The following is a 24,814-nucleotide window of genomic DNA, read 5'->3' on the forward strand; positions in this document are numbered from 1 at the left end:
CCTAATCCGTTGGGACGTTCGTTTGTATCCTTTATATCTGTCTTCGTTATTTTATCTTTTTCCATCTTTTTTTTTCATAAAATTACGAGAGACTCTCAGTTTTGAAATGACATTTAATCTTATTTAACTCCATGTGTTAGAGCGTTCTTAAAATGAAAAGTGCCGTAACAGATATTATTATGACAACCGAAAATGATATTATTTTCGGACAAAAAAATCAACCAAAACAGCTCTTACCTCCTACACACAAGAGGATGTATTAAATAAGAAAAAGTGCCTTTTAATGAACATAAAAACAGCAAAATGGCAGTAAAAAGTTGAATATTGAAGCGCGCTATCTTAAGAAATTTTTAATAACTCCGCGTTTTTTGAGGTGTGTGAGGATACTTCGGCTGGTGTAATACGTATGTTCTTGAGGAATAAGATACGCCTCAAGATCTTCTATGGTATTTACCGTCTCTTGATTTGTAATATATCCATATCCCATATAAATCCCGTCTACCACAAGCACAAATGATCGCTCGTTGCTAGTTCTCCCTATGAGGTCTAGGTAGTAGGTTTCTTCTTTACTCGTGAGAGTTTCCAGCGCTTTGTATACTCTTGCATTGTATATTTCCTTGGGTTCTTCTCCCCTACATACGCCCTTACAAGCTTTGCTAGAGCAAGAACCAGCAGTGCGTTCTACACCCATAAATCTTGGACATAGCGCATGCATTATTTGTAATAGTTTGAGTTGCTGGATTACAGAATCCCTATTAAAAGAAACGGTATGACAGGAGTCTGTGTAGCTCTTTTCTGTGGGTACAATTCTCAAGATTCCTTTGGCATCTATTTTAGATTCCACAATCCAAGGGTTGTTGGTCTCTATCTGTTGCGAATTATAGGTAGGTGCAAGCTGTTTTATCTCTGCCGACTCTTTGAGTAAAGCGATTAACTCGTTTCCGGTTTCAACATATTCTACAGCGACGGTTTCTTTGCACAGTGTCTTTTCAAAAACTAATCTGCTCTTAAAATGCGAAATCACTCGCTTTTTTAAGTCGACTGCTTTTCCTACGTAAATCACTTCGTCGGTTGCATTCCTAAAGTAGTACACGCCACTTGTTTTCGGTAAATGGTCATATAGGCTTGTGGTAGCGATGGTGTTTTGTTCCGCTTTCGCGAAAGCGGAACTCTTATTATCATCCACACTAGCCTTAATTTGAAACAATTGAGACAGTGCTCGAGCATTCATGCCAGCTTTCAAAGAATCATATTCCACCGAATGAATAGCTGCAGTTTCCGCAAAAGATAGTTGTGCAGCGCTGCTACTCTTTCTGGAGGAAGTAGCATTAAAAATAAGGGAAGACTTCCTTAGTGGATACCCAATCTCTCTAAAAGAGCCGCGTAGCAATTGCTGAGAGAAATTATCAAAATATGCAATCTCACAGTCTTCCAAGTTGTCGATGAGTAAACTCGCGATATCTATGAATGATGGTGCTTTGCGCAGTGATATATTAGTAATCCCATAAGTGAATTCCTGATCTGGGGAAAGCACTTGAAGCGGTTTGATAAGGCTCTCATGATAATACAACTCCTCTTCATCATCAAAAACGACCACAGAAAATGCAATAGCGCTCGCTATTTTTAAATTATTGCTGTTAGTTTGTATATCTAAGAAGGCTCTTCTCAATCTTTTGAAGTGTAGGATAAAATCCAAAATTATGAATAATTTCCTATCTTTGAAAATAAAAAAACTGCTATTATAGATTCATATAACACTAAGCAACGTGAGGCCATCACTTTTGATGGCAAACACTTACTACTACTTGCAGGAGCAGGTACTGGTAAAACCAAGACTATTGTAGGTAGAGCAGAGTATCTTATTAATGCTGGTGTACGTCCAGAAAAGATACAGATCCTCACATTTACAAAAAGAGCTGCGAGCGAGATTGTAGAGCGTGTAAAAGCAGGTTTACCTGCTGGTACAAGCGGCGCAATTAATGGTAGCACCTTCCATAGCTGGTGTAACCAGCTTATTGTGAAGTTTCCTAATCTTTTTGGTGCGGCGAGTTTTACGGTAATTGACCCAGATGATCAGTTAAGTTTGATGAAAATGGCTTGCGGTAATGCAAGTGAGGAATACGGGAAAGTAAGAATCAAACCGCAGCAGATTCTCGATATATTTTCCTTTGCCCGTAACACGAGAAGTAATCTCACAGATACCGTACGTAAGTTGCTCTATAAGGGAAAAGATGATCCTCAAGTAACCGAAGATATCGCCACGTTGCGACCACAACTAGAGCATCTTATAAAAGAGTACCAACTACAAAAAAAGAGACAGCAGTACCTAGATTATGACGATTTACTGCTTGTTATAGCAAATAGGCTGAATAAGGATGAGAAAGCTAGAGAGATTCTGGCTTCCTCCTACGAGCATATTTTGATTGATGAGATGCAAGATACTAATCCGCTGCAATGGTTTTTATTAAAGCCTTTTGAGCATATCTGTCACCTGTTTTGTGTGGGAGATGATGCACAATCTATTTACAGTTTCCGTGGCGCAGATTTTAAGAATGTTCACTTATTTAAAGAACGTGTAGCAGATGCTACGGTAAAAGTGCTGGACAAGAATTACCGTTCTACACAAGAGATACTAGATATCTCAAATTGGTTACTAGAAAAATCACCTGTACAGTATAATAAAAAATTGATCTCAAGCAGAGGACCTGGGAAAGTGCCTGTAATCTTGAATGTGAATAACCAATTTGAAGAAGCAAATTATATAGCCAATAAAATTCTAGAGGCCTTTTCTAGTGGCGGAAGTTCATTTTCTGATTTTCTAATTCTGAGCAGATCGCAATATTATACTAGACCATTACAAGCTATTTTTCTGCAAAAGAAGATTCCGTATCAAACCTTTGGCGGACGGAAGTTCCTTGAAGCTGCTCATATCAAGGATTTAGTGGCGGTATTGAGAGTGATTAACAATCCACTAGATGAGATTGCGTGGATTCGCTTTTTTACATTTATTCATGGTATTGGCGCTGTAAAGGCAACCTCTTATATGACTGAGGTGATGCAAATCGCACCAGAAGATATAAGACCAGATACCTTTACCTCTATCATCTCTGGAACCGAAGGAGAAAAAGTATCTAAGTTTTATAAAACCGTATTTGACAATAAAGGCAACGTAAAACAAGCCATTAAAGAACTGTACACCGCGATGGAATTTGACCTCGCTATGAAGTACAGCAAGGACTGGACAGAAAAGCGCAAAGGCGATTTTCCTGTACTAGAAATGCTTTCTGAAAATTATGCGACGCTTGGTGCTTTTATCTCAGAAGGAATTCTAGATAATGCTGCACATGTTTCAGGTCAAAACACCTTAGAAGGCAGTAAATTAACTACCACAGACCATCAGGATCACGTCACCATCTCTACCGTACACTCGGCTAAGGGTCTTGAAGCAGATGTTTGTTTTGTACTTAATGTATCGCCTAAGTCCTACCCTTCCTCCTACAGTCTGGGGAATATAGATGAAGTAGAAGAAGATAGACGTGTATTATATGTGGCGCTCACTAGAGCAAAAAATGAACTCATTATCACAAGAGCAACAGATTCCATCAATGCTTTTCATCATAAAACAGATACACAAGAAGATCAGGGGGAAAATAGCGCCTACTTTCTAGAGGAGCTTCCAGATCACCTTGCTACTCAGACTTCCCCGAAATCTACATTTACTGCCTATAAAGATGCCGCAGTAAAAAATGATATTGATTTAGATTTGGGTATGGATTTTAGTTAATATCATATTTCCCAGACCCTACTGTTACCTTTCTATCCTTTTCTCAAGAGGATGGTTTGTCTATTTATAGATTTTAAACCCCAGACCTTAAGCAAAAAATAGTATTAATAATGCTCTTCTCTTAAAGAAAAGAACGATTGGCCCTTTTGTAGTCACGCTTTCGCGAAAGCTATATTAATTATGTTTTTTTTAACTTCGATTGGTTCGGTTTGTTCCGAACTAACAGTTAATTTTGCCGCGTATTTGAATCTCATCTGTTTGTTCAATGGAGCGATGGGAATAAATTAATGAAATGACAGACACTATTTGTAAAGAAAAAATGTCCCTCGTTGAAAAACTAGGAGTACATATTGAAAAGAGAGAGCAGCTTGCTCCCGTAGCTGCGCGCATATTATCATACACGATTCTCACAGGAAAAAAAGGAAGCACTTTTGAAGATATGGTGAAGACATTATGTGCTAGTAAGAGTACTATCTCTACACATCTTAATCACCTACAAGATCTTAATAAGATAGAGTATTTTACAAAAACTGGTGATCGTAAAAAGTACTTTATTATCAATAAGGATATGGTAGTACACCATGTAGATAACCTGATGAATGAGTGGAAAGAAGTACGAGAGTTACATGAAGAGATTAAGACGTATAAAGAAACAATGAATCTCCAAAATGATGGTGACGATTCAGAAAAATTTGATTTGAATTTTCATAATGACTACATCAAATTTTTAGATGAAGCTACCGCTTCTATAGAAATACTAAGAACAAAATTAACAGACGCCAAATTTGAAATTTAAAGTACCATGAAAAGATATACATCGTTCACCTTACTTGCACTTGTTGCGCTATTTATCACAATAAGTTGTGGTGGTAATCAAGAAGAAACTGCTGCGGCAGCACAACAAGCTCCACCCGCTCCGTTTCCAGTAGTGCAATTACAGCCTAAAACTGTAACCGCTTACCAAGAATACCCTACAAGCCTAGAAGGAATTGTAAACAGTGCTGTAAGAGCTAAAGCATCTGGATATATACAACAAGTACTTGTTGATGAAGGTCAAAAAGTACGTAAGGGTCAAATTTTATTTAGACTAGAAACGCAATCACTTAATCAAGATGCTGGTGCAGCAAAAGCAAGAGTAAATGTAGCTCAAGTTGAAATTGATAAATTGACGCCACTAGTAGAAAAAAATATCATAAGTGCTGTACAATTAGAAACTGCCAAAGCTAATCTTGCGCAAGCAAAAGCAAATTATAGTAGTGTTTCTGCAAACATAGGCTACGCGACTATTAAAAGTCCTGTAGACGGTTTTGTAGGTGCCATTACTTATAGAGAAGGTTCGCTGGTAAGTCCTGCAGATCCTCAACCGCTTACCACCGTAAGTGATATAAGTAAAGTATATGCTTTCTTTAGCCTTAATGAAAAGCAGTATTTAGATTTCTTACAACAAGCAGAAGGAAAAAATCTTGCCGAAAAGCTAGCTAATTTCTCAGAGGTAAGTTTAGTACTTGCAAACGGAAGCACTTATTCTGAGAAAGGAAAAATACAAACTAGCACAGGTCAAATTGACCAACGTACAGGTACGGTAAGCATTAGAGCAGTTTTTGATAACCCTAATCAGCTACTTACAAATGGTAATAGTGGTAAAATTCAAATACCAACTATTTATGAAGATGCTATTGTTATCCCTCAAGAAGCTACCTATGAACAACAAGGAAATATCATGTTCTTCAAAGTTGACAAAGAGAATAAAGTAGCAACTTCAATACTTAAAGTAAAAGCGATAGTAGATAACCTATATGTTGTGGAATCAGGTATCGGTCTTGAAGATACCATTATCGTTTCTGGCGTAGGAAAACTAAGAAGCGGCATGACTATCTCTCCTGAAGTAGTTCCATTTGAAGAAGCGACCAAGCCGATAAAAACGCTATTTAAGAACTAGGTTACCCTAAAAAAATACAAGACATGTTAAAAACATTCATTGAAAGACCCGTGCTTTCAACGGTAATTTCTATTATCATAGTGGTACTAGGTGCTATAAGCATAACTAGCTTACCTATAGAAGAATACCCAGATATTGCGCCACCTACCATAAAAGTACTTGCTTCTTACCCAGGAGCAAATGCCGAAACGGTGCTAGAAAGTGTAATTATCCCTATTGAAGAGCAAATTAATGGTGTAGAAGGGATGACCTACATCACCTCTACTGCCTCAAACAATGGTACTGCCGAGATCACAGTATATTTCAATCAAGAGATTGATGCAGATATTGCAGCGGTAAACGTACAAAACCGTGTTTCTAGAGCTACACCACTATTACCACAGGAGGTAGTACAAACAGGAGTTACTACGCAAAAGCAAGAAACAAGTGCTTTGATGTTTATCTCCATGTATTCTGAAAGTGAAGATTATGATGCTACATTCATCCAGAACTATTTAAAAATAAACGTTATTCCCGCGATGCAGCGTATAAGCGGTGTAGGAGATGTAAGTTTATTTTCTCAGCAAGATTATGCAATGCGTATTTGGTTAAAACCTGAAAAGCTTGCTTCTTACGGATTAATTCCATCAGATATTCAAGCCGTACTACAAGAGCAAAACTTGGAAGCTGCAGCTGGATCATTAGGAGAAAATAATGGAGAGGCTTTTTCATACACACTAACCTATAGTGGTCGTTTTAAAGAACAACAACAATATGGTGATATTATCATTAAGGCATTAGGAAACGGACAGTTTTTACGTCTAGATGATGTTGCGACTATAGAACTTGATGCGCAATCATATGCTGCAAATGCAGAAAGTTTAGGGAATCCAGCCGTTTTTATGGGGATTTTTCAGACTAAAGGATCTAACGCACGAGAAATTATTGAAAATATTAAAGTAACATTAGAATCTGTAAAGAAAGACCTTCCAGAGGGCTTAGATGTTTTTGTTCCTTATGATACTAGTTTATTCCTAAACGCATCTATTGAAAAGGTACTTACTACATTACTAGAAGCATTTATATTAGTATTTCTCGTAGTATTTTTATTCTTACAAGATTTTAGATCTACACTTATCCCAGCGATAGCGGTACCTGTTTCTATTATTGGTACGTTTTTCTTTTTAAGTGTCTTTGGATATTCTATTAACTTACTTACGCTGTTTGCACTCGTGCTCGCCATAGGTATTGTGGTAGATGATGCCATTGTAGTGGTTGAAGCTGTGCATGCTAAGATGGATGAGGGAGAAAAAGATCCTAAAAAAGCGACACTTACTGCCATGAATGAAATCTCTGGGGCGATTATATCAATCACCTTGGTAATGGCGGCTGTATTTATCCCCGTTACTTTTGTGACGGGACCTACAGGAGTGTTTTATGAGCAATTTGGGGTTACACTTATTATTGCGATTCTTATTTCGGCGGTAAATGCTTTAACGCTGAGTCCAGCACTTTGTGCGCTACTCTTAAAGTCACATAAAGATGATGAAGAACTTAAAGGAAAAGGACCATTAAAACGCTTCTATGCCTTATTTAATAGAGGTTTTAATGCCACAGTAACGAGATACGGCCATTCTCTATCTTTCTTATATAGAAAAAAATGGATGCCTGTATTATTACTAGCACTTGCTATCGTTGGTATTGTTTGGGCTTCAAACACAACTCCTACAGGTTTTGTTCCTAATGAAGATAGAGGGATCATCTTCGCAAACATAGAACTACCTGCAGGATCTTCACTAGATAGAACAAACGCTGTTACTACAGATTTATATGACCGTATAAATAGTCTAGATGGTGTTGTTGCTGTCAACTTCATTAAAGGTAGAAGTTTACTGAGTGGTGCCGGAAGTAACTACGGGTTTGGAATTATAAAACTAGCAAACTGGGATGAGCGTGAAGATCCTTCACTATCTGCCACTGCTATCACAGGTAAACTTTTTGGACTTGTTGCAAATATTCCTGAGGCTAAGATTATATTCTTCTCTCCTCCTAGTATTCGAGGGTTTGGTAACTCATCTGGTTTTGAAGTCAACTTATTAGACAAGTTTGGAGGCGAGTTTAAAGACTTAGACATTGCCAATAAAGAATTTGCTGCGGCACTAATGTCCCACCCAGAAATTAAGTATGCTCAGTCTTCTTTTAACACAGAATATCCGCAGTATGAGATGGAGATAAATGTACCTCTTGCTAAGGAAAAAGGAGTTCCTATTAATAGTATCTTCTCCACCTTACAAGGATATATAGGAGGTATTTATGCATCAGACTTTTCAAAGTTTGGAAAGCAGTTTAGAGTATATATTCAGGCGTTACCTGATGATAGAGCTGGTGTTGAGGATTTAAATAGTATGTATGTAAGAACAGACTCTGGAGAGATGACTCCTATCACGCAGTTTGTAAACCTAGAGCGTGTGTATGGACCACAATCTGTTACTCGTTTTAATCTCTTTAATTCTACTTCTATTACTGGTGCTACAAATGAAGGTTTTAGTACTGGAGACGCTATTAGAATTATAGATGAAGAGGCTGCAAAGCTACCTAACAACTATACTGTCGCATATTCTGGTCTTACAAGAGAAGAGGTAAATGCAGGAAATCAAACCGCGTTCATATTTGGTTTGAGTATTCTCTTTGTATACTTCTTATTAAGTGCTCAATATGAAAGCTACTTATTACCATTTGCCGTGATACTTTCATTACCATTTGGAGTTTTTGGAGCTTACATAAGCACTAAGTTGTTTGGTCTCGAAAATAACATCTATTTCCAGATTGCTCTAATCATGCTGATAGGGCTGCTCGCCAAGAATGCCATTCTTATTGTAGAATTTGCGCTCGCTAGGCGTAAAAACGGAGAGGACATAGTGAGTGCCGCCATAAACGGTGCAAAATCTCGACTAAGACCTATTTTAATGACATCCTTCGCATTTATTCTAGGATTGATGCCATTGGTACTCGCCAAAGGTGTAGGATCTGAAGGTAACAACTCTATAGGTACAGGAGCCGTAGGCGGAATGCTTATAGGAACCATTCTAGGGGTATTTGTTATCCCAGTCTTATTTATATTATTTCAGTGGTTACAAGAACGCATTTCTAGTAAACCAGCAGTACAAACTATTGAAACACAAGAATAATGAAATCACCTATCACCTATAAAAATATGAGCAAGCCTATACTCTTGTTACTAGTCGCGGTTGTACTACAAAGTTGCTTTGTAGCACAAGACTATGTGCAACCAGATCTTGCTGCAGAGACAGAAGCTCTCTATAGAACAGACAATTTGCCTACAGATAGTATTTCTGTAGCAAATGTATCCTGGAGAACCTTATTTACAGATGAGCAATTGCAATCGTATATTCAAGAAGGACTTGAAAATAACATGGATGTCCGTATCGCTATACAACAGGTGGTTGCTGCACAAGCTTACGCGAAACAAGGAAAGGCTGGTTATTTACCTACCGTAAATGTGGGAGCAAATTTCACACATCAAGTACTCTCTGAGAACACGCAGTTTGGTCAGTTCCTTACCAATAGAGCTACAGATCAATTTGATATCACAGCAAATCTTTCTTGGGAAGCAGACATCTGGGGAAAAATAAGAAGTAACCAAAGAGCTACGCAAGCAGCATATTTGAAAAGTGTAGCGGGTCACCAAGCTGTAAAAACACAGCTTGTTGCAAGTATCACAAACACCTATTACAACTTACTTGCACTAGATGCTCAAATAGCCATCACTCAAGAAACGATTACTACAAGGGAGCGAAGTGTAGAAACTATAAAAGCATTAAAAGATGCAGGACAGGTTACACAGGTTGCAGTAGATCAAAACATCGCGCAGTATAACAATGCAATGGCGTTGCAAGTAGATCTTGAGACTGCACTTTTTAAAACAGAAAATATCCTTAGTATTTTACTGGGTAAACCTGGACAGCGCTTTGAGAGAAGTACATTAGATAGTCAAATACTTGATGAAGAATTAAAACTAGGAGTACCAGCATCACTATTAACTAATAGACCAGATGTAATGGCAGCCGAGTTTGATCTGATTCAGTCTTTTGAGCTAACTAATGTTGCAAAAAGCAACTTATATCCTTCATTGCGATTAACGGCAGCAGGAGGTTTCCAAAGTCTTGAGATTGATAAGCTACTAAGTGCAAACTCACTATTTGCAACTATTGTAGGTGGATTAACACAACCACTTCTCAATCAGCGAAAGTTGAGAACGCAGCGCGAAGTTGCAATTGCTCAACAAGAAGAGAGCTTACTAGCATTTAAAAAGACATTGCTTGTTGCAGGAACTGAAGTATCAAATGCATTATTTGAATATGAAGCAGAAACTAAAAAGTTCCAATTTATAAACAAAGAAGTTACTGCGCTACGCGCAGCAGAAGCCAACTCTGAGGAGCTCTTAAAAAATGGATATGCAACATACCTAGATTTGCTTACAGCGAGACAAAGTGCTCTTAACGCAGAGCTTAATATCATCGAGAGTAAACTACAGCAGCTTGTATCTATTGTTGATTTATACGAAGCCTTAGGTGGTGGATGGAGATAAAAGTACAAGATGGCTACTAAGGAAATCTTGCTGCAGCATGCCATTACTAAGTTTACACAGCTTGGTAGCAAACATGTGACGCTAGATGAGATAGCAGATGATCTTGGGATTTCTAAAAAAACGATTTATACGTTTTTTAAAACAAAAGGAGATTTAGTGACTGCAAGCGTGATGGCACTGCTTGACGAATATCAAGAGGATATTAATGCCATCACTGATTGTAAAACTACAGATGCGCTTTTAAAAGTAATTCTGATTTATAAAAGAGGGTTTGAGTATATCGCATACTTCAAACCCTCTTTTCTTTCTGACCTTTCGAGATATTATCCTAAGGCAAACAAAGCATATACTGCATTTTTAGAAAAATTATCTAAAGTCACTGTTTATAATCTTCTAGTACAAGCACAAGAAGCTGGTAACATAAGAAGTGATATTAATGTATCGCTTGTAGTAGCCATATATTTTACTAGAATAGACCTGCTCGTGCTAGGTAATAATAATCTAATAGCATTGTATGGAAAAGAGGCAACCTTCCATCATCTAGTAATTTCAAACCTGAGAGGTATTATCTCACCCACGTATACCAATGAGTATTTTCAATCGTGTGGTAATTAACACCTAGTACCGAAATCACAGCATTTTTGGAATCTAGCGCTAGTTAAGAGACGAACTTACTATTAGTCATTAAACAGCATAAATATTGGCTACTCAACTTTTCCCGACAGGGAAAAAATCATAAAACAACATTTACAATCGTTCTAACTTGGGCTATTTGTGTCACTTACCTCGTCACTATGATCCTGCTGCTCCTCTAGTGTTTTTCTAATGTGCTCGCTGTCCCAGTGATTATCATATGCGACGATACCGCGATTAAAATCTTCATTAAGGTAGCGCTCTTGCTTTTCTAACTCTTGACGTGCGACAAAAATATAACTGTCTGTGCCTCTCTTAGGTTCTTTGGCAAGACGTCTCAAAATAGCTTCATCATATTTAATGAAGTTTTGAACCTGCCTATTTAATGTATATTTCCTGAAACCGAGTTTATGCAATACATCGCTGGCCATACTGAGCGAGGTATCTAGGGATTCTCTGTAAATATTTTCGATGCCTAAGTTGAGTAAATCATAAGCGTCATTTCTATTTTTTGCACGTATCATAAGCTCTACGTGTGGATATTTTTCTTTTACAAGCTTTGTCACTTGCGTTGTTACCGTAGGGTTATCTATGGCGCAGATTAAAATTTTTGCCTGAGCAATTCCTGCAGATTCTAGTAAATCGATGCGCGTAGCATCACCATAATACACCTCAAAACCCATCTTACGCAGAAAATCTACACGATTTGAGTCTTGGTCAAGGATGGTAGGCTCTACCCCATGCGACCTCAAAAAACGGCCAATTGTACTTCCAAAGTGCCCAAAACCAACAAGAATCACATTCTGCGACTTTGCGATGTGATCCATAGGTCGTTTTATAGACTCTTTGGTTCCTATTCTAGGTAATATAAAACGCTCGTTTATCATCCCTGTGATGGGTGTAAGTGACATGGTAAGGGCTGTAATCACTAGCATCATATCCATTTGATCTTGCTCTAGTAATTGCAAGCTGAACGCAAAAGAAAGCAAGACGAAGGCAAACTCTCCTATCTGTGATAAGCTAAAGGTGAGCAGTAATTTCTGATCTAATTTTAATTTAAAAACATAACCAGTAATAAATAAGACAATCGCCTTTACGATTACAATCGCGATTAATATTCCACCTATAGTGAGCGGATTTTTGGCAATCACAATAAAGTTAATGGAAGCTCCTACGGCCATAAAAAACAGTCCGAGAAGTAAATTTTTAAAAGGCTCTAGTGTACTCTCTAGTTCATGTTTGAATTCGCTATTTGATAATACGACTCCGCCTAAAAACGCACCCAGCGCAGGGCTGAGCCCTACATATTCCATTAAAAAAGAAATCGAAAATACAATTAATAAAGCAGAGGCTATAAGTAGCTCGCGCACTCCTGTTTTTGCCACTTTGCGCAGCATGGGTACAATTAAAAATTTGCCAACTACGATAATAAGAACTACAGAGAGAATAATAGCGAGCGTTTGAAAACCGATGGGTAAACTATCTAGTAAATTTCCAGAAGTTCCATGACCATCTCCTCTTGCAACGGTAGTCGCTGTAGATAATAGTGGCAACACACCTAGCATGAAAATCACTATGATATCTTGAAAGAGTAAGATAGAAAATGAGGATGCTCCATAGGTAGTATCCATCATTCCTTTCTCCTTGATGGTTTGCAAAGCTATCGCGGTAGATGATAGTGCTACTGCCATGGCGATTACTAGAGATACTTTCCAGTCGTAACCTAGAAAGATAAATAAGAAATAGGTTAACAGCATGGTTGCTCCTACTTGTAATCCTCCCATGCCTATGATGGTCTTACGCATGTTCCAGAAATTCTTAGGCTCAATCTCTAGGCCTATTAAGAACAGCATTACCACCACACCAAACTCGGCAAAGTGTAGTATATCTTCTCCTTCTTGACCTATAAAACCTAATACGTAAGGACCTATAAGCACTCCTGCGAGTAAATAACCTATTACAGAACTTAGTCCTAGACGTTTTGCGATATACACGCAAATTATGGCTCCTGCGAGAAAGACAATCGCATCAAAAAGAATACTTCCTGTCATAATTTACTGAGTTTTTAATTGTGGCAAATCATTTAAAAATACGCAGTTATCTACACCTAGTACAACAGCTTCCTTCTGCAGTAACTCTAATAATGATTTATAAGTACTCGAGTGAGTGTCTAACTGATTGTCACTCAATTGGTGCGTACCCATGACTGCAAATGGCGGATAATACTGCATCCCGCATAAGATTGCTGTCTGTTCAAAGGGTCTTAGAAATTCATTGATGGTAAAGCTATTGCTTCCTTGAGCACAATACACCTCTTTTGAGCCACCTGTGGTAATCACATTTAAGCAAGTTTTTCCTTTAAGGGCATTGCCATTTGGTCCATATGCCCACCCAAATTCTAACACCATATCAATCCACTGCTTCATTAAAGGCGGACAGCTATACCAATATAATGGATGGTGCCATACGATGATATCATGTGCAGCAAGTAACTCCTTTTCGGCATCTACGTCAATATGAAAATCTGGGTATTGCTCATAAAGATCATGAAAAGTAACACCCTCCATATCTTGAATGTGTGATACTAGTGACGTATTTGCCCTAGATTTTTCAAATTTAGGATGCGAGAATAATACAAGTATTTTCTTCATGGGTGGGTATCGTTAATTTTGGCGAAAGCCAACTAGAAAGAGTTATAAGTTTACAACACGTTTTTAGCAAAGATCTCTTCTAGCATACTTGCTGGATCTTCACATAAACCTGGATGCGTTTTGGAGCTTTGTATAATAGTGCTTCTACAAGCAGTAAGCCATCTAAATCTGTCTGACAGTTCCATAGCGCCTATGCGACCTCCAGCAGGTGTTCCTTTACACACAAGTTCCCAGGCTTCTAGATATGCTTGATACTTGGCAATCTCTACATCTGTACAGAAGGCTTTCCACTTGTCTGGACATATATGAAACTTTATCCCTAGGTATTTTTTCTTTTTTGAAAAGACAATGACACCTACATTAAAGAACTCTTCACGTTCTACTTTAGGCACAATTCTAATGGTGGCGTACTCAAAGGTATATTTATCTTGCATCTTCTCCTTCTTTTACTAAGATATCAATTTTTGATAATCTAGAATTTACAAACTCAAGATAGGCCGCTCTCATATCACTAGGAATCATCGTGTCAAACTCAGATATTAACCAGTCTTCTGGAATATGTGCTATAATATCTTCTAGCTTTTCTTGCGTTAATAACTCTTTGATTGCAGTTGCCGCTTCTGGTAAGCGTGTTGCTTTCTCTAGCAATACATGATCTTTTACAAGCGGGAAGGTACGCTCTAGATGATTTTTCCAATTTTTCCAGTCGTGGTGAAAATAAAAACTCGCACCGTTATCTATCACCCATATCTCATTATGCCACTGCAGGAGATTTGTATTTTTTGCCGTTCTGTCTATATTGCTAATGATGCAGTCTAGTAATACAATTTTTGACGCAGTTAGAGCATCTACCGTACTAACCAGCGGATCATAAGTAATCGCCTCTGATAAGAAATGAAGCCCAAAGTTTAACCCTACGCTAAACTTCAATAAATCCTGAATCTCCTCATCTGGCTCTGTTTTACTAAAAGAGTCATCCAGATGCATAAACACAAGCTCTGGAACATGAAGACCTATCGCTCTTGCTATTTCTCCTCCTAGAAGTTCTGAGACAAGCGCCTTCTTTCCTTGCCCAGCTCCTCTAAACTTGAGCACATATAAATAATCATCATCTGCTTTGACTAAAGCTGGAAGTGATCCTCCTTCTCGTAAAGGTTGCAAGTATTGTACAACATTTACAGTTCTTAATTGTAGCATATCCATAGTACAGTATTCTCTTTTCTGAAGTTTTCCTCTTACTGCAAATTTAAGTGATTACTTATTGGTCTTATCTACTATTATTATGGAGCATTTTTAGCTTATAAATGATGTGTATCAACTTTTATACAAGTACAATTTATTCAACAATTCATCGCATTTTAACAGTTTTGTTTAATTATGCTTTCGCGAAAGCGTAACTACATAAATAGCAGTTAAATTATTTTTGTTAAATCTATTGTTTTCTACTTGTAATTTTCTACAAAATGTCTTTTTTCAACGCTTAAGTGTTAATTTATTCTTATTAGTTGTAATTAGTCTTGCTAATAAAAAAACAATTCAATAATTTTCCTACACATTAAACTTGTATAAATCAACATTCTACAACCAATTTTGTACAAGTAAAAGTTCTTAATTACACAAATATCTAACGCTAGTCTTAAACAAAACTGGAGGGAGGTATTACTTTGATTAAACGGACTCTTATACGATTAATCAAATTGCAATTTTATTGTTTTTAATGATGTGTACTCGACATTCATTAGTTAGATGTTTTATTAAAATAATTTAAGACTACTATCATGAAGAGAAAAATTACTTTTCCATCATCCCTGAGCGGCTTTCTATTTATTTTATTATTTGCCTGCTTTTCTGTCAGTGCGCAAGAACAAACTTTTGCGACAACTATAACCAATCAAGAAAATGTTGATGATGCCAATTTGGCTACCAATCAAGATTTAACAGATTTCGCCGAAGTTAGAGCAAATTCTGGAACACTCTTTTTTGGTGCATATGATGGTGTTCTTGAGTTATCATATGGAGAACTACTGCCTGCAAATACAACATCATACATTAAAATAGAAACAGAAGATGACTTGTTACCTTCCTTATTAGGCGGTAGTCTCGGTAATTTACTTGCAGATGTACTGGGGATTGTACTAATAGGTAATCAAGAATTTACCGTAAAGGCATTAAATGGTAATACTACCGTGCTAAGTGCAGTATCATCAGACCCTAATACATTTAGCGGTGCTAGAACACAAATAGTGACCGATGCACAGGGAGATTATTATATAGCACTCACACCAGACCAACCATATAGCAGTATAGAAATTACAAATAGTATAGGTTCCTTAATTGGACTAAATCAAGAACGTTCTCTAAAAGTTTATGGAGCTTTCTACGGCGCAGATGCACCTATTTGTAACACTCCTTCATTTACCTCATTTGACGGGACTGGGCTTAATCTAGATTTAATAAATGTAGGAGGCGCTGGGGTTACAAATATTGAAAATGCAATTGATGGAGATCTCGCTACATTCTCTGAGTTAAGCTTAGGTGTATTATCTGTAGCAGCGACTGTAGAGCAGGTAATTTATTTTCAGAATGCTTCACAACCTACAGAAGATTTCAAAATTAGACTTGCTGTCGATCCTAGTTTATTAGCGCTTGGAGTGGCAAATAATATCCAATTTGAAGCCTATAACGGTTCAAATCTAATTGCATCTAGAGACTTAGGATCCTTATTAAATCTGGAATTGATAAATTTATTACAAAGTAATAGTCCTATTGATATTGGCTTTGATGTATCTGCGCCCGTAGATAGAATTGTCGTTAGTTATTCCTCACTCTTGAATACTTCATTAAGTCAGCGACTTGATTTATATGATGTTGCCGTCACTGCTGCTATTCCTGAAATTGCTGCAGCTTCTCAAAATATCACTTTATGTGAAAATAGCACCGCAGAACTTATTGCTACTACTGATACTACAAACTCACAAATAGAGTGGTATGATGAAGAGCAAGGTGGAAATTTACTAGCTACGGTAGATAGTGGTGAGACATTTACCACCTCATCATTAACAGAAAGCACCACTTTCTATGCCGCTGCTACGGAAAATGGATGTACTGTAGCGTCTGTACGAACTCCAGTTTTAGTAACAATTAACCCTACTCCAAGAGCTTCAGATATTTTAGTAGCAGGTTTTGATACTGCTATATGTTTACCAGAAGTACTAGAGATTGCACCGTCAAGTACGATCTCAAATGACTTCAAATATTACTTTGATCCTAATAAAAATGTAGAGATTACTAATGGGCTTACTGCAGATGGAATCGTATACGTAATCAATGATAGCAAGCTTGAAATAACTGGATTAAATGATGCTAACAATCCTGATAACATATTTATTTCTACAACAGAACCAGCTACTGGCTGTGAGAATAGTCCTGGCGATTTAAGACAAGTCTCTATTATTCTTGCAAACACTCCTAATATCTCTATAAATCTCACAGAGAATATTACAGCCGATGATACTATAAATAGTATTGAGCAAAATAATGACATTACCATTACTGGTACAGTTTCGGGAGATGCTCAAGAAAATGATGAAGTAATAATTACTGTAAATAATACAGAGTACACTACATTATTGGATGCAGGTTTAAACTTTGCTAGAGACATTCCAGGTGCTGAATTAGTACTTGACGCAGATTCAACCATTGACGCTTCGATAACGGTTGTCGGTACATTATGTACTGCCACAGCTATTGATAGTGAGGCTTACACGGTAGATATTGACAATCCCACCATTCCTACTGTAGATGCACAAACCACCAACGACACCACTCCGATAATTACGGGTACAGCAGATTCTGATGATGAGCTAACTGTAATAGTAAATGGTGTTACTTATTTGGAAACTGGAGCGGATCTCACAGATAATGGAGACGACACATGGTCTCTGCAAATACCTGATGGTAGCGAATTAACAGATGGAACTTATGATGTAGATGCTTCTGTGGAAGATACTGTTGGAAATACAGCTTCTGATACTACAACCGATGAATTAATAATTGACGCGACTGCGCCTACTATGCCAACAGTTACTGCACAAATTACGAATGACACCACTCCGCTGATTACAGGAACAGCAGATTCTGATGATGAGCTAACAGTAATTGTAAATGGTGTTACTTATTTGGAAACTGGAGCAGATCTTACAGATAACGGTGATGATACGTGGAGCTTACAAATACCGAATGGAAGTGAAATTCAAGATGGAACCTATGATGTAGATGCCTCTGTAGAAGATACTGTTGGGAATACAGCTTCTGACAATACAATTGATGAATTAACCATTGACACAACTGCGCCTACTACTCCAACTGTTACCGCTCAGACAACAAATGATACAACTCCACTAATTACAGGTACGGCAGATTCTGACGATGAGCTGACTGTAATTGTAAATGGAGTTACCTACACCGAAGGTGACGGTAACCTCATCGACAACGGAGATGATACGTGGAGCTTACAAATTCCTGATGGTAGCGAATTGTCAGATGGAACCTATGATATAGATGCTTCTGTGGAAGATACAGTTGGAAATACCGCTTCGGATACTACTACAGATGAATTAATAATTGACGCAACTGCGCCTACTACTCCAACGGTTGATCCGCAAACTACGAATGATTCTACTCCGATCATTACAGGTACTGCAGATTCTGACGATGAGTTGACCGTAATTGTAAATGGTGTTACATACACCGAAGGTGATGGAAACCTCATCGATAACGGTGATAATACTTGGTCTCTGCAAATTCCTGATGGTAGCGAACTACCAGATGGAACCTATGATATAGGTGCTTCTGTGGAAGATACTGGTGGGAATACTGCTTCAGATAATACAATTGATGAATTAACCATTGACACAACTGCGCCTACTACTCCAACTGTTACCGCTCAGACAACAAATGATACAACTCCACTAATTACAGGTACGGCAGATTCTGACGATGAGCTGACAGTAATTGTAAATGGAGTTACTTATCAGGAAACAGGAGTGGATCTCACGGATAACGGAGATGATACTTGGTCTCTACAAATACCTAATGGTAGCGAACTACCAGATGGAATCTATGATGTAGATGCATCGGTGGAAGATACTGGTGGGAATACTGCTTCAGATAATACAATTGATGAATTAACCATTGACTCTGTTTCTCCAACGACTCCTACGGTTACTGCTCAAACTACGAATGATTCTACTCCGATCATTACAGGTACTGCAGATTCTGATGATGAGCTGACTGTAATTGTAAATGGTGTTACTTATTTGGAAACTGGAGCGGATCTTACAGATAACGGAGATGATACGTGGTCTCTACAAATCCCAGATGGAAGCGAATTATCAGATGGAACCTATGATGTGGATGCTTCTGTTGAAGATACAGTTGGAAATACCGCTTCTGATACTACTACAGATGAATTAGTAATTGATGCTACTGCTCCAACTACTCCAACGGTTACTACTCAAACCACCAACGACACCACTCCGCTGATTACAGGTACAGCAGATTCTGACGATGAGCTAACAGTAATTGTAAATGGTGTTACTTATTTGGAAACTGGAACGGATCTTACAGATAATGGTGATGATACGTGGAGCTTACAAATACCGGATGGAAGTGAACTGCCAGATGGAACTTATGATGTAGATGCTTCTGTAGAAGATACTGTTGGAAACACTGCTTCTGACAATACAATTGATGAATTAACCATTGACACAACTGCGCCTACTACTCCAACGGTTACTGCACAAACTACCAATGACACCACTCCGCTAATTACAGGAACAGCAGATTCTGACGATGAGCTAACAGTAATTGTAAATGGTGTTACTTATTTGGAAACAGGAGTGGATCTAACGGATAACGGAGATGATACTTGGAGCTTACAAATACCCAATGGAAGTGAATTACCAGATGGCACTTATGATGTAGATGCTTCGGTAGAAGATACAGTTGGAAATATGGCTTCTGATATTACTACAGATGAATTAGTCATTGATGCGACTGCGCCTACTACTCCTACAGTAGATTCTCAAACTACGAATGACACTACACCGCTAATTACTGGTACAGCAGATTCTGATGATGAGCTAACTGTAATAGTAAATGGTATTACTTATTTGGAAACTGGAGCGGATCTTACAGATAATGGAGATGATACTTGGAGCTTACAAATTCCGGATGGTAGCGAACTACCAGATGGAACTTTTGATGTAGATGCTTCTGTAGAAGATACTGTTGGAAATACTGCTTCTGATACTACTACAGATGAATTAATAATTGACGCAACTGCGCCTACCACTCCAACGGTTACTGCGCAAACTACCAATGACACCACTCCACTGATTACAGGTACTGCAGATTCTGATGATGAGCTAACGGTAATTGTAAACGGAATAACCTACATCGAAGGTGATACAAACCTCATCGATAATGGTGATGATACTTGGTCTTTACAAATTCCTGATGGAAGTGAGCTACCAGATGGAACCTATGATGTAGATGTTTCTGTTGAAGATACGGTTGGAAATACGGCTTCAGATAATACTACTGATGAATTAACCATCGACGCTACTGCACCAACGACGCCAACGGTTGATCCGCAAACTACCAATGACACCACGCCACTGATTACAGGTACAGCAGATTCGGATGATGAGCTGACAGTGATTGTAAATGGAATCACCTACACTGAAGGTGATGGAAACCTTACCGATAATGGTGATGATACTTGGAGCCTACAAATTCCTGATGGAAATGAATTACCAGATGGAACTTATGATGTAGATGTTTCTGTGGAAGATACGGTTGGAAATACGGCTTCTGATATAACAATTGATGAATTAACCATTGACTCTGCTTCCCCAACGACGCCAACGGTTGATCCGCAAATTACCAATGACACCACACCACTGATTACAGGTACAGCAGATTCGGATGATGAGCTGACAGTGATTGTAAATGGAGTGACCTACACCGAAAGTGATGGAAACCTTACTGATAATGGTGATGACACTTTTAGCTTGCAGATTCCTGATGGAAATGAATTACCAGATGGAACCTATGATGTAGATGTTACTGTGGAAGATACAGTTGGAAATACTGCATCTGATAATACTACTGATGAATTAACCATTGACTCTGTTTCCCCAACGACTCCTACGGTTACTGCACAAACTACAAACGACAGTACTCCCCTTATTACAGGAACAGCAGATTCTGATGATGAGCTGACTGTAATAGTAAATGGTGTTACTTATTTGGAAACTGGAGCGGATCTTACAGATAACGGAGATAATACATGGAGCTTACAAATACCGAATGGAAGTGAATTACTAGATGGAACTTATGATGTAGATGCTTCGGTGGAAGATACTGTTGGAAATACTGCTTCTGATACTACTACAGATGAACTAATCATTGACTCTACTGCGCCTACGACTCCAACGGTTACCGCTCAAACTACGAATGATTCTACTCCAATCATTACAGGTACTGCAGATTCTGACGATGAGCTGACAGTGATTGTAAATGGAGTAACCTACACCGAAGGTGATGGAAACCTTACCGATAATGGTGATGACACTTTTAGCTTGCAGATTCCTGATGGAAATGAACTACCAGATGGAACTTATGATGTAGATGCTTCTGTGGAAGATACGGTTGGAAATACGGCTTCAGATAATACTACTGATGAATTAACCGTTGACGCTACTGCACCAACGACGCCAACGGTTGATCCGCAAACTACCAATGACAACATGCCACTAATTACAGGTACAGCAGATTCTGATGATGAGCTGACTGTACTTGTAAATGGAGCTACCTACACCGAAGGTGATGGAAACCTCATCGATAATGGTGATGATACGTGGAGTCTGCAGATTCCTGATGGAAACGAACTACCAGATGGCACCTATGATGTAGATGCTTCGGTGGAAGATACGGTTGGAAATACTGCTTCTGATAATACTACTGATGAATTAACCATTGATGCTGCTTCCCCAACGACGCCAACGGTTGATCCGCAAACTACCAATGACACCACGCCGCTGATTACAGGTACTGCAGATTCTGATGATGAGCTGACTGTAATTGTAAATGGAATCACCTATACTGAAGGTAATGGAAACCTTACCGATAATGGTGATGATACGTGGAGCCTGCAGATTCCTGATGGAAATGAATTACCAGATGGAACTTATGATGTAGATGCTTCGGTGGAAGATACGGTTGGAAATACGGCTTCTGATACTACTACTGATGAATTAGTAATTGACGCTACTGCACCAACGACGCCAACGGTTACTGCTCAAACTACGAATGACACCACGCCACTGATTACAGGTACAGCAGATTCTGATGATGAGCTGACAGTAATTGTAAATGGAGTTACCTACACCGAAGGTGATGGAAACCTTACCGATAATGGTGATGATACGTGGAACCTGCAGATTCCTGATGGAAATGAATTACCAGATGGAACGTATGATGTAGATGTTTCTGTGGAAGATACGGTTGGAAATACTGCTTCTGATACAACTACAGATGAATTAGTAATTGATGCTACTGCACCTACAACTCCAACAGTAGATCCTCAAACTACAAACGACAGTACTCCCCTGATTACGGGTACTGCAGATTCTGATGATGAGCTGACTGTAATTGTAAATGGAATCACCTATACTGAAGGTGATGGAAACCTTACCGATAATGGTGATGATACGTGGTCTTTACAAATTCCTGATGGAAGTGAATTAGCAGATGGATCTTACGATGTAGATGCTACTGCTGAGGATTTAGCAGGCAATATGGCTTCAGATACTACGGTAGATGAGCTTACCATACAGTCAGGTATCGTAACGACAGAAAATGACCAGCAACTTTTTTGCGAAAGCGAAAACCCAACAATTGCAAATATTCAGGTAAATGAAACCTCTGTAAATTGGTACCTCAGTGCTTCTGGTGGAACTGTTTTAACTACCGATACTGCATTAACGAACAACACGATTTACTATGCGGCGCTTGTTACAAACGGAATAGAGAGTGCAAATAGGCTAGCTATTACTGTTACTATTATCAGTACGCCTACGCCTACTACCACCGCTAGTATGCAATCATTTTGTATAGATGCTATGGCTACGGTAAGTGATATTGACGTAAATGAACCTGATGTAATATGGTATGCTCAAGCAACAGGAGGTACTCCACTAGCTGCAGATGCACTTCTAGTTACTGCTAATTATTACGGAGCTTTAGTAAATAATGGTTGTGAAAGTAGCACTCGTCTAGAAGTGAGTATTACGATAGATGAGACTGCTACGGCAAGCATTATCAGCAGTACTGAAATGACTTGTGTGGGTAATGAAATTACTTACCAGACAGAATCTGACATGAGCGGTTATTTATGGACTATTTCTTCTGGTGGGACAATCATCACTGGTGGTGAGCTCACAGACGATTTTGTTACGGTGATATGGGACGAACTTGGCGAGGAATCTGTTGCTGTAAATTATGAATCTACTAATAGCTGTATGCCTCTAGCAGATGCTACTCTAGACGTGGAAGTTGCCACTTGTTCTGATCTTACGATTCTTAAAACGGTAAATAATGCCCTGCCACAACTTAATACAGAGGTTGTGTATACCATTACTGTGACTAACATAGGCGACACAGATTTTACAGATGTTGAGGTTCAAGAGATATTACCATCCGGACTGCAATTTATATCTGCGGTGACAGATAGCGGGACTTTTGATAATGCAGCAGGTACTTGGATAATTCCTGAGGTGATGGCCAGTGCTACTGTGGTGTTAGAAATTACGGCTGTAGTTCTTGAGGACGGAGATTACCTAAATATCGCAACCATCACGCAATCTAGTCCTACAGATAGTGACCTTACTAACAATGTATCGCAAGTAGATATTGCGCCTAGTTGCATTAAAGTGTTTAATGAATTCTCACCTAATGGTGATGGCTTTAATGACACCTTTACGATACGCTGCATCGAATCTTACCCAGAAAACAACTTGAAAATTTACAATCGAGCTGGAAACATGGTGTTTGAGATGGATGGATATGCAAATGTGTGGAGAGGAACTTCTACTTCTAATGGTACTGTAAATAAAAATGACGGCCTTCCATCATCTACGTACTATTACATTCTAGACTTAAAAGATGGTAGTGAGCCGCTTACTGGCTGGGTATACATTGCACTTTAATAACCTAACTTAAAAACGACGAATATGTTTAAAATATATAAGATTTACTTAGTACTTATTATGTGTTGTGTAAGCATTCATATCAATGCACAACAAGCGCCTAACTATACACAGTACATGTATAATACCATGGCTATAAATCCAGCATATGCAGGATCTTCAGATGGGTTAAATGTGGTGGGAATATATCGTTCTCAGTGGGCTGGTTTTGATGGGGCTCCAGAGACGTATAACCTCAGTGTTGAAACGCCGCTCAATGATCGGGTTGGAATAGGTATAAATGTCACAAAAGATGTAAACGGTCCTGCAGAGAGATTCAACTTTGATGGCAATTTCTCTTATAATATTCAGTTGGATAGGGATCTTAATTTGGCTTTTGGTATAAAAGGAGGTGCTCAGTTACTCAATGTTGACTTTTCAAAAGGGGAGTTTATAAACCAAGGCGATCCCCTACTCACAAATAACATTGATAATAGACTACTCACTACGCTGGGCGCAGGTGCATTCTTATATAAATACAACTGGTACTTGGGTGTCTCTGTGCCAGATTTCTTTAACGATGAGTATTATGATAATGTGGAGGAAGCTGTCGTGGCAGATGAGTTGCAATCGTACCTCACTGCTGGTTATGTTTTTGGCATAAGCGATAACATCCGTTTTAAACCTGCTGTGCTTGTAAACTATGTAAATGGTAGCCCGCTGCGATATAACCTTTCGGCCAATTTTCTTTTTCATGATAAGCTCACCGTAGGTGCTAGTTATCAAGTGGATGCTGCGGTAAGTGCGCTGGCTGGTTTTCAAATTTCAGACAATCTGTTTTTAGGCTACTCCTTTGATTATGCTACTACAGAGTTTACAAATTACAATGATGGAACCCATGAAGTTATTTTAAAGTTCTCTTTATTCAAGAAAAAGGGAATGTCATTCTCACCTAGATTCTTTTAA

At 38.5% G+C, this 24,814-nt stretch carries 13 protein-coding genes; 8 read left to right on the forward strand and 5 right to left on the reverse strand.

The annotated features are described in order from the left end of the window. Positions 1–334: 334 nt before the first annotated feature. Positions 335–1,669, reverse strand: coding sequence for a GIY-YIG nuclease family protein (locus tag JM84_RS11500; protein ID WP_186439124.1), 1,335 nt, complete (start codon positions 1,667–1,669; stop codon positions 335–337). A 72-nt stretch (positions 1,670–1,741) separates the two neighbouring features. Between JM84_RS11500 and JM84_RS11505 the strand changes: the two genes are divergently transcribed. The 6 genes from JM84_RS11505 (at position 1,742) to JM84_RS11530 (ending at position 10,926) form a co-directional block, all read left to right on the forward strand. Continuing rightward, positions 1,742–3,784: an ATP-dependent helicase gene (locus JM84_RS11505; RefSeq protein ID WP_261375783.1), complete on the forward strand. Its 2,043-nt coding sequence runs from the start codon at positions 1,742–1,744 to the stop codon at positions 3,782–3,784. Between the two features lie 292 nt (positions 3,785–4,076). Beyond that, positions 4,077–4,580 (forward strand): GbsR/MarR family transcriptional regulator, encoded by a 504-nt coding sequence (locus tag JM84_RS11510; protein WP_144784368.1) that lies wholly within the window; start codon positions 4,077–4,079, stop codon positions 4,578–4,580. Positions 4,581–4,586: 6 nt separating this feature from the next. After that, complete coding sequence (locus JM84_RS11515; RefSeq protein WP_144784370.1) at positions 4,587–5,723, forward strand: efflux RND transporter periplasmic adaptor subunit; 1,137 nt, start codon at positions 4,587–4,589, stop codon at positions 5,721–5,723. Positions 5,724–5,746: 23 nt separating this feature from the next. Continuing rightward, entirely contained in the window at positions 5,747–8,890 is a 3,144-nt protein-coding gene (locus tag JM84_RS11520) for an efflux RND transporter permease subunit (protein ID WP_144784372.1), read from the forward strand. Beyond that, positions 8,890–10,311, forward strand: coding sequence for an efflux transporter outer membrane subunit (locus JM84_RS11525; RefSeq protein WP_144784374.1), 1,422 nt, complete (start codon positions 8,890–8,892; stop codon positions 10,309–10,311). The genes JM84_RS11520 and JM84_RS11525 overlap by 1 nt, the downstream gene beginning before the upstream one ends. Before the next feature lie 9 nt (positions 10,312–10,320). After that, a complete protein-coding gene (locus JM84_RS11530) occupies positions 10,321–10,926 on the forward strand; it encodes a TetR/AcrR family transcriptional regulator (protein WP_144784375.1) in 606 nt (201 codons plus the stop codon). 143 nt (positions 10,927–11,069) lie between these two features. Here JM84_RS11530 and JM84_RS11535 read toward each other — a convergent pair whose 3' ends face one another. From JM84_RS11535 to JM84_RS11550, 4 genes are read right to left on the reverse strand one after another with little or no spacing between them, the layout of a single operon-like run. Then, positions 11,070–12,995: a monovalent cation:proton antiporter-2 (CPA2) family protein gene (locus tag JM84_RS11535; protein ID WP_144784377.1), complete on the reverse strand. Its 1,926-nt coding sequence runs from the start codon at positions 12,993–12,995 to the stop codon at positions 11,070–11,072. A 3-nt stretch (positions 12,996–12,998) separates the two neighbouring features. Then, the gene (locus JM84_RS11540; RefSeq protein WP_144784379.1) at positions 12,999–13,595 is read right to left on the reverse strand and encodes an NAD(P)H-dependent oxidoreductase; all 597 of its coding nucleotides are present in this window, start codon (positions 13,593–13,595) and stop codon (positions 12,999–13,001) included. A 50-nt stretch (positions 13,596–13,645) separates the two neighbouring features. Beyond that, entirely contained in the window at positions 13,646–14,029 is a 384-nt protein-coding gene (locus tag JM84_RS11545) for a DUF3037 domain-containing protein (protein ID WP_013751810.1), read from the reverse strand. Continuing rightward, entirely contained in the window at positions 14,019–14,798 is a 780-nt protein-coding gene (locus JM84_RS11550; RefSeq protein ID WP_144784381.1) for a HipA family kinase, read from the reverse strand. The genes JM84_RS11545 and JM84_RS11550 overlap by 11 nt, the downstream gene beginning before the upstream one ends. Before the next feature lie 575 nt (positions 14,799–15,373). Here JM84_RS11550 and JM84_RS11555 point away from each other — a divergent pair. Then, positions 15,374–23,869: an Ig-like domain-containing protein gene (locus JM84_RS11555; RefSeq protein WP_144784383.1), complete on the forward strand. Its 8,496-nt coding sequence runs from the start codon at positions 15,374–15,376 to the stop codon at positions 23,867–23,869. A gap of 24 nt (positions 23,870–23,893) precedes the next feature. Continuing rightward, on the forward strand, positions 23,894–24,814 hold the full coding sequence (locus JM84_RS11560; protein ID WP_144784385.1) for a type IX secretion system membrane protein PorP/SprF: 921 nt from the start codon (positions 23,894–23,896) through the stop codon (positions 24,812–24,814).

Source organism: Dokdonia sp. Hel_I_63 (genome assembly GCF_007827285.1).
In the GTDB taxonomy this organism is placed as follows: domain Bacteria; phylum Bacteroidota; class Bacteroidia; order Flavobacteriales; family Flavobacteriaceae; genus Dokdonia.